This is a genomic window from Actinomadura sp. 6N118, assembly GCF_044326415.1.
Lineage (GTDB): Bacteria > Actinomycetota > Actinomycetes > Streptosporangiales > Streptosporangiaceae > Spirillospora.
In genome coordinates this window covers 1-14,012 of the sequence record NZ_JBIRAZ010000025.1, presented here as the reverse complement: position 1 = coordinate 14,012, position 14,012 = coordinate 1, and the positions used below count along the sequence as shown (strand labels likewise).

The 14,012-nt window shown below is 70.1% G+C and carries 11 protein-coding genes; 9 read left to right on the top strand and 2 right to left on the bottom strand.

The window, feature by feature from the left end; translation table 11 throughout:
- Nucleotides 1-45: 45 nt before the first annotated feature.
- Complete coding sequence (locus ACH34W_RS44515; RefSeq protein ID WP_395967280.1) at nucleotides 46-1,143, top strand: hypothetical protein; 1,098 nt, start codon at nucleotides 46-48, stop codon at nucleotides 1,141-1,143.
- On the opposite strand, the gene ACH34W_RS44510 is transcribed toward ACH34W_RS44515, so the two are convergent.
- Nucleotides 1,140-2,408 carry a cytochrome P450 gene (locus ACH34W_RS44510; RefSeq protein ID WP_395967279.1) on the bottom strand — a complete coding sequence of 423 codons (1,269 nt, stop codon included), beginning with the start codon at nucleotides 2,406-2,408 and terminating at the stop codon, nucleotides 1,140-1,142. The two genes, ACH34W_RS44515 and ACH34W_RS44510, sit on opposite strands and share 4 nt — an antisense overlap.
- A gap of 234 nt (nucleotides 2,409-2,642) precedes the next feature.
- Here ACH34W_RS44510 and ACH34W_RS44505 point away from each other — a divergent pair, with 234 nt between their 5' ends.
- From ACH34W_RS44505 to ACH34W_RS44480, 6 genes are all read left to right on the top strand, one after another.
- Nucleotides 2,643-3,650 (top strand): 3-oxoacyl-ACP synthase III family protein, encoded by a 1,008-nt coding sequence (locus ACH34W_RS44505; RefSeq protein WP_395967278.1) that lies wholly within the window; start codon nucleotides 2,643-2,645, stop codon nucleotides 3,648-3,650.
- Nucleotides 3,651-3,664: 14 nt separating this feature from the next.
- On the top strand, nucleotides 3,665-4,417 hold the full coding sequence (locus ACH34W_RS44500) for a glycosyltransferase family 2 protein (protein ID WP_395967277.1): 753 nt from the start codon (nucleotides 3,665-3,667) through the stop codon (nucleotides 4,415-4,417).
- A 16-nt stretch (nucleotides 4,418-4,433) separates the two neighbouring features.
- Nucleotides 4,434-5,603, top strand: coding sequence for a cytochrome P450 (locus tag ACH34W_RS44495; protein ID WP_395967276.1), 1,170 nt, complete (start codon nucleotides 4,434-4,436; stop codon nucleotides 5,601-5,603).
- Entirely contained in the window at nucleotides 5,600-7,120 is a 1,521-nt protein-coding gene (locus ACH34W_RS44490) for a class I adenylate-forming enzyme family protein (RefSeq protein WP_395967275.1), read from the top strand. Before ACH34W_RS44495 ends, ACH34W_RS44490 begins: the two co-directional genes overlap by 4 nt.
- Entirely contained in the window at nucleotides 7,117-8,091 is a 975-nt protein-coding gene (locus ACH34W_RS44485) for an NAD-dependent epimerase/dehydratase family protein (protein WP_395967274.1), read from the top strand. Before ACH34W_RS44490 ends, ACH34W_RS44485 begins: the two co-directional genes overlap by 4 nt.
- Nucleotides 8,092-8,233: 142 nt before the next feature.
- A complete protein-coding gene (locus ACH34W_RS44480) occupies nucleotides 8,234-9,694 on the top strand; it encodes an MFS transporter (protein WP_395967273.1) in 1,461 nt (486 codons plus the stop codon).
- Between the two features lie 813 nt (nucleotides 9,695-10,507).
- On the opposite strand, the gene ACH34W_RS44475 is transcribed toward ACH34W_RS44480, so the two are convergent.
- On the bottom strand, nucleotides 10,508-11,467 hold the full coding sequence (locus ACH34W_RS44475) for a helix-turn-helix domain-containing protein (RefSeq protein ID WP_395967272.1): 960 nt from the start codon (nucleotides 11,465-11,467) through the stop codon (nucleotides 10,508-10,510).
- 72 nt (nucleotides 11,468-11,539) lie between these two features.
- Between ACH34W_RS44475 and ACH34W_RS44470 the strand changes: the two genes are divergently transcribed.
- Together ACH34W_RS44470 and ACH34W_RS44465 are read left to right on the top strand one after the other, a co-directional pair.
- Nucleotides 11,540-12,076, top strand: a complete 537-nt coding sequence (locus tag ACH34W_RS44470; protein ID WP_395967271.1) for an NIPSNAP family protein — start codon at nucleotides 11,540-11,542, stop codon at nucleotides 12,074-12,076.
- Between the two features lie 184 nt (nucleotides 12,077-12,260).
- Nucleotides 12,261-13,298, top strand: coding sequence for a DUF4037 domain-containing protein (locus ACH34W_RS44465; protein ID WP_395967270.1), 1,038 nt, complete (start codon nucleotides 12,261-12,263; stop codon nucleotides 13,296-13,298).
- The last annotated feature ends 714 nt before the right edge of the window (nucleotides 13,299-14,012 follow it).

Below are 14,012 nucleotides of genomic sequence, written 5' to 3'. Positions count from 1 at the left end.
ATCCATCCTGTGATCCGTTCGGGGGGCTCACGCGTCATACGTGACATGGCCCCCGATCCTGACCAGCCGGTGTTCGACGAGGACTTCGTCAAGGGTGCGGCCTTCACCGAGCCCTCCGCCCAGGAGCGCGGCCGCGAGCCGGGCAGCCTGGAGCAGAAGCGTGCCCGGCGGCGGACGCGACGATCCGAGCACAAGGCCGGGAAGTCTCTCTACGGTGGGTCGTCGTCAGGGGCCGGCTACTCGGCGGGATCCGGCTACCGCGCGACCGGCCGTACGAAGACCGCCGCGTACGTGCTGATCGGCGCGGTGCTGGTGGCGGTGGTCGGCGGGGCGGTCTGGGAGCAGACCCTGAAGGACGACGGAGCCGGGAGCGAGCCGCCAATCTCGATCACCGACCTGGAACGCTCGCCGGGCGGCGCGCCTTCCACCGAGCCCTCCCTCAGCCCGGCCGATCCGTTCGCCGGGTCGCCCGCCGCGAGCTACGCCGACGGCGAGGAGGGCATCACGATGCCCGTCCCCACGGCGATGAACGGCCTGTCGGCGGACGACCTGAAGTCCGCGTACGGTTTCCTCAGGCAGACGATCGCCGCCGCGAACCTCGAACCGCGGGTCGTGTTCAAGAACGAGACGGACCCGTTCACGAAGTTCCTCCAGCCCGGCCAGCGCGACGACGTCCGCACGAGCTTGAAGCGCAAGGGCGACGGCAATCTGCGCAGCTGGATGAGCATGTTCGCGCCCGGCACCGCGGAGCAGGTCGGCCCGGTCATCAAGGTGCACGGCGCCGTCAAGGCCGACAAGGCCACGCGGCAGGGCAACAAGGGCGTGCTGGTCAAGTCGGACCACAACTTCGTCTATGCGGTCCAGAAGCCAGGTAAGCCGGACACCCTCATGCGTGTCGTCGTCCGCCGGACCCATGAGATCTTCGTCTATCGCGAGGATGGGAAAGTCACGTTCTGGCAGTACGAGTCAGGGCGCAGCCCGGCCCCGGCCGAATGCGACTCCAAGGACGGCTACATCCACCCGTCCTACCCGGAGGACAGGGGCGGGGAGGGTGTCCAGCCGAGCGGCGAACCTGTCGACCCCTACGACATGTCCAGGGCGCCGGACTATGGCCGGGGCTGCGAGCAGGTGGAGCCGGTCTAGCCGATGGTGATTTCCAGGCTCGCGTACGTGGGGACGAGCACGCGACGGGCGGCCTGGCGGGAGACGATGCGGTAGGGGCGGCCCTCATGTAGCAACGTCTCCAGCATCCTCGTCACCTGCGTGCGTGCGACAGCGGCGCCCAGGCACAGATGTCGGCCCGCGCCAAACCACAGTTGCCGGGTCTCCGGAACGTAATCCCGCCGGATGTCGAACGGGCCTGCGCCGTTGTCGGCCAAGTAGGTGAGCAGGAGGATGCGGTCGCCCTCGCGGAGATCGCGTCCGCCGACCGTGACGTCCCGGTTGACGTGGCGTCCGATGACCGGAGCCGGCGTGGCGACGCGGAGGCCCTCGCGGACGGCGTTCGCCATGAGCGCCGGGTCGGCGAGCAGCAGTTCCTGCTGGCCTGTGTCATGGAGCAGTGCGACCGTACGGGACGTCCCGGACGCGCCCGTCTCGGTGCCCGCGATGGCCAGGAGGGTGGTCAGGCCGCGGGTGAGCGGCAGCCCGAGGCCCATCTCGCGGCAGCGGCCCAGGATCGTGTCCGGCCCGGCGGTGCGGTACGCCTCGTCCACACCGACGGTGATCTCGTCGACGACCGTCCTAGCCTCGTCGATCACGTCGGGCGGCAGGTGCGTGGAGGCGGTCGTGCCCATCGCCAGCCCGGCCAGGCGTTCCCCGGCGGCGAAGACCCGGCGGTACGAGTCGTCCGTGCTGCCGTCGTTTGGATGGGAGCCGTTCGTATGGGAGCCGTTCGTATGGGACCCGTTTGCATGGCGCTCGCCTGGCAACCCGAGCAGGTCGGCGACCAGCCGCCCGGCCAGGACGCGGGTCGCGTCGGCGACGTCCACGGTCTCGCCTGCGGCGAGCCGGGCGCCCATCGCCCGGTAGTGGGCGCCCTGGGAACGTTCGACCAGCGTGCGGGCGCTGTCCTCGGTGAAGAGATCGCGGGCGCGGGTCCGCAGCTCCGCGTGCCGGGCCCCGCCGAAGAACTGCGCCATCTCGGGGCCGAACAACTGGGTCCACAGGTGGCCGACGCCGCCCTCGCCCGCCATGCCGAAATGCGCATGGTCGTTCAGCACGCGGCGGGCCAGGACGGGATCGGTCACCACCCAGCCGAGCCGTGGCACGCGTGCGATCGGACCCGTCTGCCGGGCCGCCTGGAGGAGTGCGTAGAGCCCCCGGTTGCCGGTCCACAACAGGCGCGCTTCATACCGGTCGGCGGCCTTGCCGGTCCCTGGCCTTTTGTTGATCTTCGTGCTGGTCACAGGACGATTGTGCAGGTAGTGGCGAGGGCGGCTGCATGGGAGGTATCACTCAATTGGTCTGAGTGGTGGTACTCACCCTCAAATGGGCCGCAATACCCCCTCGGGTTCCGTAGGGTCTCCCTCGTCGGCGGGGGCGTGATCGGTGAGGCTGAATCCCGACATCACGGAAAATGCCTATCTTCACACCAGCCTTTCTTCACACCTGCCTCTCTTCACACTGGGGGACATCAGCCCATGAGAGCCCGTATCGCCGGCGTCACGGCCTACCTGCCGGAACGCACCGTCACCAGTGCCGAGGTGGAGGCCCGCGTCGCGGCGGAGAGCGCCGGCCACGGCTTCCGGCCGCTGCCCACGATCGTCGAGCGGATGACGGGGATCCGGACCCGGCACGTGATGCGCGCCGACCAGCAGGCGTCCGATCTCGCGGTCGAGGCCGCGCGCAAGCTGCTCGCCGACCGGGGAACGGCGCCGAGCGACCTCGATCTGCTGATCTTCGGCTCGGCGTCGCAGGACCTGATCGAGCCCGCCACGGCGCACATCGTCGCGGCCAAGCTCGGCGCGACCTGCCCGGTCTTCGATGTGAAGAACGCCTGCAACAGCTTCCTGAACGCGCTGCAGATCGCCGAGGCCCTCATCCGTACCGGCCAGCACGAACGGGTGCTGGTCTGCAGCGGGGAGACGCCGTCGCGGGCGATCCGCTGGAAGGTACGGGACAGGGCACAGTTCGTGGACGCGTTCGCGGGTTACACGCTGTCGGACGGCGGCGCCGCGATGCTGGTCGAGGCCGCGCCGGACGGAGGGATCTTCTACCGCGACTTCGCCGCCGTCTCCGCGGCCTGGGACATCGGCACGCTCCCGGGGGGCGGGTCGATGCATCCGCGCGACCCCGAGTTCTCCTACTTCAGCGGGGACGGCCGGCGCCTCAAGGACGCGTTCATCGCCAACGGCCCGGAGATCTTCATGACGGCGCTGGAGAAGACCGGCCTGACCTGGGACGACTTCGCCGTCGTTGCCGTGCACCAGGTGACGCAGCCCTATCTGGACGTGCTCCGGACCATCCTCGGGATCCCGGCGGAGAAGCTGGTGGTGACGCTGCCGGAGCACGGCAACGTCGCGTCCGTGACGCTTCCGCTGCAGCTCGCCACGGCAGTAGAAGAGGGCCGGTGCGGGCCGGGCGACCGGGTGGCGCTCGTCGGGCTGGCAGGCGGCGTCAGCCTCGGCGTCACCTTCGCAGAGCTGTGATCGGAGCTGTGGTCATGGATCTCTGGGTGGTCATCCCCGCATACGACGAGGAACGCTCGATCGGCGCCACGCTGCGGCGCCTCGGCGAGCAGACCGACGCCGACTTCACCCTCGTCGTCGTCGACAACGGCAGCACGGACGGCACGGTGGAGGTCGTCCGGGCGTTCGGCGACGAGCACCCCAAGCTCGACCTCCGGATCGTCCACGAGCAGCAGAAGGGGACCGGCGCGGCGGCCGACACCGGCATCCGGCACGCCCTCGCCGCCGGTGCGACGCACGTCGCCCGCACCGACGCCGACTGCCTGCCCGACCACGGCTGGATCGCGGCGGTGAAGCGCGCGTTCGATGAAGGGCTGGAGATGGTGAGCGGCCCGCTGCGGCCTCGCACCGACGAGTTCGAGTTGAAGTTGTGGGAGCGGCGGCTGCTTCCGGCGGTGGTCGGGCTGGCTGCGACGTTCGGGCGGTTCCGTCCCGGCAATCAGGACCCGCTCTACCTCGGGCCGTACGTGATGATGCCCGGCTGCAACGTCGCGATCAGCGGCGAGCTCTACGAGCGGGCCGGGGGCTTCCCGCGCACCAGGATCGAGGACGTGCACGAGGACCGCGCACTGGTCAACCAGGTGCGCAAGCTGACGACGGCCTACGGGCTGCGCAAGGACATGACGGTGTACGGGTCGGTGCGGCGGCTGCGCGCGTACGGGCTGGTCGGGACGCTGGGCTGGTACGCCGACCACCGTTACAAGCCCGACGTCGTGGACATTCGATGAGGGGGCGGACATCCCGATGAACTGGGAGCGGAGGCTCTACCTCACCGCCCATCCGTTCGCCTACCCGCTGCTGCGCGGGCTGGCCCGGCGCGGTCCGGTCGTCCGGGTGCCGCGGCTGGGAGTCGTGGTGAACGACGCGCGGCTTGCCCGCGAGGTCCTCATGGACGGCGAGACGTTCCGCAAGGACGGGCCCGGCTCGCCGGGCGACCTGTGGACGCCGATCCTCGGGCCGTCCGTCCTGCTCAACATGGAGGGCGAGGGCCATCGGGCGCTGCGACGGCGCCTCGCCGAGCTGTTCACGCCGTCGTACGTCGACGGCCTGTGCGCCCGGATCCTCGCCGACCCGCTCGCGCGCCTGACCGAACGGCTCGCGCGGGGCGACGCGGTCGATCTCGTCGACACCATGCGCGTCATGGCGGGCACGGTCATCGGCGACGTCATCGGGCTGGAGGCGGAGTCGGAGCAGGACTACCGGGATCTCTTCGAGCAGGGGGAAGAGATCGTCTCCATGGTCTCGTTGCGGACCCGGCGCTTCTCGCCTGCGCAGATCGAACGGGCGCGGGCGGTGCTCGACCCGCTCGGGGACATCGCCGCCAAGGCGTTCGCGGCCGGGGACGAGAGCACGGTGATGGGCCGGATGCGCACGCTCGGCCTGTCGGAGTCCGAGGCGCGCGGAGCCGCCGGGGCGTTCTTCCTCACCGGCACCGAGACCGTGGCCACGCTCGTGCCGCGCTTGATCGCGCTCCTGCACGACTCGGGCTCGCTGGCACGCGTCGCCGCCGATCCCGAGCTCCTCGACCGGGCGATCGACGAGGCCATGCGCGTGACCACGCCGACGCCGGTGATGTTGCGGAGTGTGCACGCGTCCGTCCAGGTCGGCGATGTGGCAGTGAAGCCCGGAGACCGGGTGTTGATCGCCACGCACAACTGCTGCCGCGCGTACGGCCCGTTCGACCTCGACCGCCGGCATCCTCCCGAGCTGCGGCGTCTGTGGTTCGGCGCCGGGCCGCATTTCTGCCTCGGCTATCCGCTGGCCATGGCCGAGACACGGGCGGTGGCCCGGACGATCCTGGCCGCCGCGCCGCTGGAGATCACGCGGCGGGAGGCGGCGCGGGGCGTGCTCATCCCGACGTACCGCCGCTGTGTTGTTCGTTCTGCGGGAGCCCGGTCAGGGGAGGCGGCGTGACGCTCGTACGGCAACTGCTGGACCAGGCGGATCGCACGCCTCAGGCCGTCGCGCTGGTGGCGGGGAACGGCGCGGAGCTCACGTACGGCGAGCTGCGGCGGCAGGTGCTCGCCGTCCGGCACGGGCTGCTGGCGAACGGGCTGGAGCCGGGCGACGGGATGTTGTTCTCGGTGCGGCCGTCACCCGAGTCGCTCGTGCTGGCGCTCGGCGTCGTCGCGGCGGGAGGCGTCGTGGTCTTCGCCGATCCGGGCGCGGGCTCCGAGATGTTCGAGGCGAGGCTGAGGCTGGCGCGTCCGCGCTGGTCGGCGGCGGAGTCCCTGCTATACGCGGCGAGCAGGCTCCGTGTCGTCCGGGCATACGCGAAGAGGCGGGGGCTGCTCCTGCCGAAACTTGCCGACCTCCCGATGCGGCACCTCTACGTGGGCCGCCGCCTACCGGGCGTGCCACGCGGGGCGCTCTCGTTCGACGCACTCGTACGAGGGGACGCGCCCGCGGCCGAGCTCTCAGGCGACCCGGACGCCCCGGCGGCGGTGATCTTCACGTCAGGCACGACCGCCAATCCGCGAGCGGTCGTGCACACGCAGTCCTCGCTGGCCGCGGCGCTGGACCTCTTCCGCGCCCGGCTGCCTCTGGGCCCGGGCGACGTGGTCCACACCGACCAGCTCATGCTCGGCCTGCCGACGCTGATCTCAGGCGCGAGGTGGTCGATGCCGCCGCTCTTCTGCTCACCCGCCGACTTCGCCCGGCAGCTCCGTGAACGAGGCGCCACGCACACCTTCTGCGTCCCCGTCCACCTGGCGGAGGTGCTGGACGAGGAGCCCGAGCTCCCCGAGTCGCTGCGGTACGTGCTCCTGGGGGCCGCCCCCGCGCCCGCCGGAGTGCTGCGCCGCGCGGTCGCGGCAGTACCCGCTGCGGAGGTCCTGTCGGTGTACGCGATGACCGAGATCCTGCCGGTCGCGATCGCGTCGGCGGGGGAGAAGCTAACGCACATCGAGACAGCCGCCGACGGGGATCTTCTAGGCGACCCGCTACCCGGGGTCGGGATCTCGATTGCTCATGACGGAGAGTTGTTGCTGTCGGGGCCCAACCTCTGTAGCGGCTACCTGGGCGACGAGCCGCTGAAGGAGCTGCCCACAGGGGACTTGGCGCGCCTCGACGAGCAGGGCCGCCTCGTGCTGGTCGGACGCAAGAAGGACATGCTGATCCGCGGCAAGTTCAATCTCTATCCAGGGTTGTACGAGCCCGCCATCGCGGCGCTGGACGGGGTGGCCGACGCGGCCATCGTCGGCCTGCCCGATCCGGAGACCGGCGACGAGGAGGTCGTCCTCGCGGTGGTCGGCGCCCCGGATGCCCCCGCTCACCTGGCCGAACGCCTCCACCGGCTGCTCCCGGACGTGATCGATCACGACGCGCTGCCGGACCGGATCATCGTGCTGCCCGATTTGCCACGGTCCGGCCGAGGACGCAAGCTCGACCGGGATCGGCTGCGGGAGCTGGCGCAAGGGGGGAACGCATGAAGATCGCGGTGACGGGGGCCTCCGGTTTCGTCGGAGGCGCGGTGTGCAGGGCGCTGACGGACAACGGCATCGAGACGCTGGCCTTCGGCCGCCGCCCCGAGGTCGCCCCCGGCCACCTGGGCGGCGCCGCCTACCGTTCCTGGGACCTCACCTCCGGCCCGCTCGCGGACGCGCCCGAGGTCGACGCGGTCATCCACTGCGCGGGGACCGTCACCGACTGGGGACCGGCCGCCGGGTTCTTCGCCACCAACCTCGACGGCACCCGCAACGCCCTGCGGACCTTCCCTGGCGCCCGTTTCGTGCACGTGAGCACGGCCAGCGTGTACGACCCGTACCGCCCGACCGTGATGGCCACCGAGGACGAGGCACCTGTCTCCCGTTACCTCAACGCGTACGGCGGCTCCAAGATGGCGGCGGAACGGGCCGTCCTCTCGGTCATGCGCGGCCACGGCCCGGCCCCCTGGCGGCGCGCCCGCCCCCGCCGCGAGGCGATCATCCTGCGCCCGCACGCGGTCTACGGCCCTGGCGACACCACACTCCTGCCCCGCGTCCTGTCCTCCGTACGCGGCCCGGTCCTGCCCGCCACAGGCCGCGGCGGGAACCTGGTCAGCCTCACCTCGATCGGCAACCTCGTCGACGCCTGCCTCCTCGCCGCCTGCGGCCCGACCGGCACCGGCGTCTACAACGTGACCGACGCCGAGCCGATCACCCTCCGCGACGCGCTCCGCGAGATCCTCGCCGAACGCGGCGTCCACGCACGTCCGATCTTCCTGCCCGCCCGAGCCGTCCGCCCGATCGCCACGGCCGTCGAAGGCGCCTTCCTCGTGGCCCGCCGCCCGAACCCCCCACGCCTCACCCGCTACGCCGTCAGCCATCTCGCGGTGGAGCGCACGCTCGACATCACCGCTGCCCGCGACGCCCTCGGCTACGACCCCAAGGCCACGTCCTTCGCTGGCGCCGCCGACTGGTGACCGGCCTGCTCAGGCCCCTCTTGCTGGTGTTGGAGAAGCTCTGGGAAATCCTGTCCACGTTTGTGGAATGAAGCGTTCCGTTCTGCTACAGTAGAAGCAGAACGAAGCGATCCGTTCCCCTGACGGAAGAGGGAGAAGTGCGATGACCACCACACTCGAGGCCCCGGCGGCGACCGCCGCGCCGGCCGAGGCGCGTCCCGTTCCCCGGCGTTGGCTCGGACTGTTCGCGATCCTGACCGCGACGCTCCTGAACCTGCTGGACGCCAGCATCGTGAACGTGGCGCTGCCGGTGATCCAGGCCGACATCGGCGGGTCGTACGCGGCGCTCCAGTGGATCGCGGCGAGCTACACGCTGGCGCTGGCGGCGGGGCTGCTGACCGGTGGGCGGCTGGGGGACATGTTCGGCCGGAAGCGGATGCTCATCATCGGGGCCATCGGGTTCGTGGCGGCGTCCCTCCTGTGCGCGCTGGCGTTCTCACCCGAGACGCTGATCGCCGCGCGGGTCGCCCAGGGGCTGTTCGGCGCGGTCATGATCCCGCAGAGCTTCGGGCTGATCCGGGACCTGTTCCCCGGGCCGGACCAGGCCAAGGCGTGGGGTGTGATGGGCCCGGCGATCGGCCTGGCCAGCATTCTCGGCCCGATCGTGGCCGGCCTGCTGATCAAAGCCGACCTGTTCGGCACCGACTGGCGCATGATCTTCGCGATCAACCTCCCGCTCGGCGCGTTCGCCATCGTCGCCGGCCTCAAGGCGCTGCCCTCCTCCCGCGGTGACCGGTCCGGCGGGCTGGACGTGACCGGGGCGCTGATCGGTGCGACCGGCATGGGGCTGCTGGTCTACCCGCTGGTGCAGGGGCGCGAGCAGGGCTGGCCCACTTGGATCTGGGCGATCCTCGCCGGTTCGGTCGTCGTCCTCGCCGGGTTCGTGGCCCACCAGCTGCGCCGGGGCGCGGCGGGCAAGACCCCGCTCGTCCAGCTCAGTGTCTTCGCCCGCCGCTCGTACACCTCCGGCGTCGTGTTCGTCATCGCCTTCTTCATCGCGATCATCGGTTTCGGCTTGGCGCTCGGCTTCCTGCTGCAGCTCGGCCTGCACTACAGCCCGATCGGCGCCAGCGTCGCGATGGCCACCATGGCGGTGGGCGCGTTCATCGGCTCGGCCGGCGGCGGCATGCTGGCTCCCGCGCTGGGCCGCAAGATCCTGCACCTCGGGCTCGTCGTGATGACCGCGGGCATGGGCGGCGTCCTCCTGGTCTTCCGGACGGCAGGCGTCGAGCTCGGCGGGTGGCACCTGGCCGCGCCGCTGCTGGTCTTCGGGATCGGGATGGGCATGATCTTCGTCCCGCTGTTCGGGATCATCATGGGCGACATCGCCGACCACGAGGTCGGCTCGGCCGCCGGCTCGCTGGAGTCCATCCAGCAGCTGGCCGCCGCCCTGGGCGTCGCCGTCCTCGGCACCGTCTTCTTCAACCGGTTCACCGTCCCCGGCGACCCCGCGGCCAACGCGCTGGCCGGAGCCGAGCAGGTCACCCTGATCGCCGCCGGGCTGGCCCTGCTCGCCATCGTGATCGGGTTCTTCCTCCCCAAGCAGGCACGCATGGATCACTGACCCCGCTTCCGTCAGGGCCCGTCTCCTCCGGGAGGCGGGCTCTGTGCGTTGGGGCTCGCCAGTGGGTGGGTTCCAGGCCTATCGGCTCTTGCCGGTGGGTCCCCTGGGGCCACCGTCGCGCTGCTGGGCGGCCTGGGCATGGTCGGGCCCGGCAAGGCGAGAGGGGCGGAAGAACGGCTACCGGCTGATCCCGCAACGCACGCCGTCCTTCGCCTTCCGCACCGGCTGCAACGTCAGGCTGGTGGCCGTCTACCTAAGTGCGGGCCAGTGCTCCAGCCTTCGGCCAGGGGTGACGGCCCGCGGGAGCGCCTTTTAGCGGGGCGCGAGCGTGCCCGCACCTGGCCGGGTGCGGGTCAGGTGGGTCGTTGTTGTTCGATGTATTGGCGGGCCACGGCGAGGGGTGCCCCGCCGCAGGAGGCGGCGAAGCAGGACCCGGACCAGAACTGTCCGTCCGCAGGTACCGGAGTACGTGGGTGTGGTACTTCTTTGTATCGGACGGGCCACGCGCTCGTCCCGGTTGCCGGGAGGGCAGTCGTCAGACGCGCACCACGTGGCGTCAAACCCGCCACCGCAAGGTAGGTAGGAATCTCCCCTCTTCAAGGGGAGAGAACTTCAACACTGGGAATGGCGCATCAACGGCGGCGCCAAGAAGGAGTTCACCGGCCGACACGCCATCGCCGGGCGCGGCAGGTACTCAGGACTCGTCACGAACGCCTGGGTCATCCTGGACGACGGCCGGGTGTGCGGGTCGTTGCACCCCACCGATGTCCGGCACTTCTGACCCGTGTGAGCCCAGGCGGTCTCCGCCTGGGCTCACCCCCGGAACGTTCGCCGGTAGGCGGTCGGGGTGACGCCGACGGCACGGATGAAGTGATGCCGCAGGTTGGCCGCGTCGCCCATGCCGGAGCGGCGCCCGACCTCCTCGACCGGCAGGTCCGTCGTCTCGAGCAGCTCGCGCGCCAGCGTGAGGCGCCGGCCTTGCAGCCAGCGCATCGGAGTCATCCCGGTCGTCGCGTGAAAACGCCGGATCAGCGAACGCGTGCTCACCCCCGCCTGCCGGGCCAGATCGTCGATGGTGAGCCGGTGGTCCAGCCGTTCCGCCGCCCAGTCGAGCAGCTCGGCCAGGCCGTCCGCCGGCGCCGTCGGCATCGGCGCCGCCACGAACTGCGCCTGGCCGCCCGACCGGTGCGGCGGCGTGACCATCCGCCGCGCCAGCTCGTTCGCGGCCCGCGAGCCGAAGTCCGTCCGTACGACATGCAGGCACAGATCAAGAGCGGCGCTACGTCCGGCACTGGTGAGGATGTCGCCCTCGTCCACGTACAACACGCTGGGCTCCACGCGGACCTGTGGAAACCGTTCAGCCAGCACATCCGTGTACATCCAGTGCGTGGTGGCCGCGCGCCCGTCCAGCAACCCGGCCTCCGCCAGGGCAAACGCGCCCGTGCACAACGAGACGATCCGGGCGCCGTCCGCCCCAACGAGGCGGAGCGCCTCGACCAGGCGAGGATCGGGTCCAGGACCCGTGATCGGATAGCCGTTCGACAGAGCTGGGACCACGACCGTGTCTGCGCCCGCGAGCGCACACAGGTCGTGCGGCGTGTCGGGCCGCATCCCGTTCTGGGTACGCGTTCTGCCGACGTCGGCGACGCACAGCCGGAAGTCGTACCAAGGATCGGCGAGGTCATCGCGGTAGGTCCCGAACACCTCGCAGGCGATGCCGACCTCGAAGTCAGGCACGTTGTCGGTCACGGCCAGCGCCACGGAGATCCCCACGTGGCAACTTTTCCATGAAGATGGGCAATCCTGCCACTCGTGAACGTCCCTGCCCGGCGGGATCCTCAACCCGTGGACCTCACTGTGATAGAGCTGCGCCAGTACACCCTTCGCCCCGGCCGCCGCGACGAGCTCATCGAGCTGTTCGAACGCGAGCTCGTCGAAACCCAGGAAGCGACGGGCATGACCATCCTCGGCACCTTCCGGGACCTCGACGACCCCGACCGCTTCGTCTGGCTGCGCGGCTTCCGTGACATGCCCACCCGCAAGAAGGCCCTGACGGCGTTCTACTTCGGCCCCGTCTGGGCAGAGCACGGCCCGCAGGCCAACGCCACCATGGTCGACTCCACCAACGCCCGCCTGCTCCACCCCGCACACTGGTCCGTCCCCGACGCCCCAAGCGGCTTCGTGACCGCCGAGCTGACCGCCGGCCCGGTAACCGACGACACAGCGCTGGCCGTGCTGACGCCCCTGGACGTCGAGAACGACTTCCCGCAGCTGCCCGTGCGCACCGACCCGATCACCGTGGTGCTGCGCCGCGACCCCGACCCGCAGCCGGCCCCCAACATCCTCCGCTTGGCCCCGACCGCCCGTTCCCGGATCAGCTAGAAAGCCCGTTGCTCGCGGTCAGAACCAGTGAGGGCTCCGGCTTGATCCGCCCGGCGGTCATCCACACCAACCGCGCCGTCGCGAGAGCATCGAGCCGGAACGGCAGCTTCTCGCGTCCGGTGTAGAGAGGTTCGGCCGCGCCGATGCATTCTCACGTACCCCGCGTACGTGATCAGCTGAGGCCATGCAGGGTGCACATCTGGCCGAGAAGTTCTACACCGACGCTGTGAAGCCGCTCCTGCCGCCTGGCCTCCGGCACGCGGCGGCCCGGCTAGGGTCCGGTTCGGACGTGATGGGACTGGACGACACGCTGAGCCGCGACCACGACTGGGGCTGCCGGCTGACGTTGTTGGTGGAAGAAGCCGACGAGGTCACCGGAGTCCGTGACCTCCTTGAACGCGAGCTGCCCGAACGCTACGGCGAGCACCCCGTGCGCTTTCCGGTGACGTGGGACGACACGAGGACGCACAAGGTCGAGGTCGCCACGGTCGGCGACTTCGCTGAAAGCCGCCTGGGCGTCGATCCCACGTGCGGCCTCTCGGTCCTCGACTGGCTGGTGATGCCAGGCCAGAGCATCCTGGAGGTCACTGCGGGCCCGGTCTTCCACGACGACACGAGCGCCCTGGCCGCCGCCCGCGAGTTGCTCCGCTGGTATCCGCCTGACATCGAACGCTACGTACTCGCCGCAGCATGGAGTCGTGTATCCCGGTGGATGCCGATGATCGGTCGCACCGCCGAGCGGGGCGACGAGTTGGGCTCACGTCTCATCAGTGCGCGCCTGACAGGCGACCTCATGTCGCTCGCGTTCGCCCTCTCCCGACGCTGGCCGCCGTACGCAAAGTGGCGCGGGACCGTTTTCAAGACACTTCCGATCGCTGACAAGCTCCCGCTGACCGAGGCCGCCACCGCGTCCGACTGGCGCGACCGCGAGAACCACCTGGTGGCCGCTGCCGAGGCCCTTCTTGACTTGCAGCGTGAACGATTCTCCGCGCCGCCATCAGCGACCGGCCCGTTCTGGAACCGCCCTTATCGCGCAATCGACGAGCGCGTGATGTCGGAGCTTCTCGCCGAGATCACCGACCCGGAGGTCGCCCGCCTTCCGTCTGGAGTGGGCTGCCTGGAGCAGTGGGTCGACAACATGGACGTCCTGATCGACCCCGCCCGGCGACCGGCCCTCCAGACCGCCTACCGCCTGATGGCCAATGCCGTCACAGCGTCATGACCGCCGCTACCAACGGCCGCCGGGGCTCTTCCCGACCTTCAGACAAGCTCGGCTTGGGTGTTCTGGACTGAGAATTTTCTCAATCGCGCCTAAGCAGTCACAAATGTGCGCCACAGATTAAGTTGCGGTCGCTGCGGGCTGGGGTTTTTGTCAGCGATGTGAAGCGGGGGTAGGGGCTTCGCGCTGAGAGTTTCGGCGAGCTGTGTGCTGAGCCCTGGCTTTGGCATGGTCTCGAATCTGGCCGGTCGCCCGTTGGTTGCGCTTACAGAATGTCGCGAAGCGGGGTGGGTGCGGCGCTGGGGCCAGCTGCTAAGGGCTAGGTCGCGACAAGCTGAGGTTCTCCTGTCGCCGAGGCGAATTGAGAGGCGAGCCACCGCGCCGCCTTCACCTTTTCAGCTTCCCTGATCGGCGACCGCAACCAACGTGACATTGAGAGTATGTGTGGGTGGCTCCCGCTCCGGGGTCTGACCCTCAACGTGGCTGACCTTGGGTCTTGTTGCTGATCTGTCGGCCCCGGGGCGGGGGTCACTTGGTGCGTTCACCGCGGAGGCGGGGTGACCTCATGGGAGCCTGACCTCACCAGGGTCCCATCAATGTCTTGTCCGTCGCCTGGCCGGTGAGTGCCGTCCCGAGCCGGTCAAGCAGACAGGACGACGATGACATCTATTACATCGCATGGTGATGGCGCAGGTGAGATCACTGGAGGTGTGGATA

Excerpts from the sequence above, each read along its gene's own strand:
- ACH34W_RS44495 (WP_395967276.1), top strand. The coding sequence starts at position 4,434 with ATGAACTGGGAGCGGAGGCTCTACCTCACCGCCCATCCGTTCGCCTAC.
- ACH34W_RS44505 (WP_395967278.1), top strand. The coding sequence starts at position 2,643 with ATGAGAGCCCGTATCGCCGGCGTCACGGCCTACCTGCCGGAACGCACC.
- ACH34W_RS44500 (WP_395967277.1), top strand. The coding sequence starts at position 3,665 with ATGGATCTCTGGGTGGTCATCCCCGCATACGACGAGGAACGCTCGATC.
- ACH34W_RS44480 (WP_395967273.1), top strand. The coding sequence starts at position 8,234 with ATGACCACCACACTCGAGGCCCCGGCGGCGACCGCCGCGCCGGCCGAG.
- ACH34W_RS44465 (WP_395967270.1), top strand. The coding sequence starts at position 12,261 with ATGCAGGGTGCACATCTGGCCGAGAAGTTCTACACCGACGCTGTGAAG.
- ACH34W_RS44515 (WP_395967280.1), top strand. The coding sequence starts at position 46 with ATGGCCCCCGATCCTGACCAGCCGGTGTTCGACGAGGACTTCGTCAAG.
- ACH34W_RS44485 (WP_395967274.1), top strand. The coding sequence starts at position 7,117 with ATGAAGATCGCGGTGACGGGGGCCTCCGGTTTCGTCGGAGGCGCGGTG.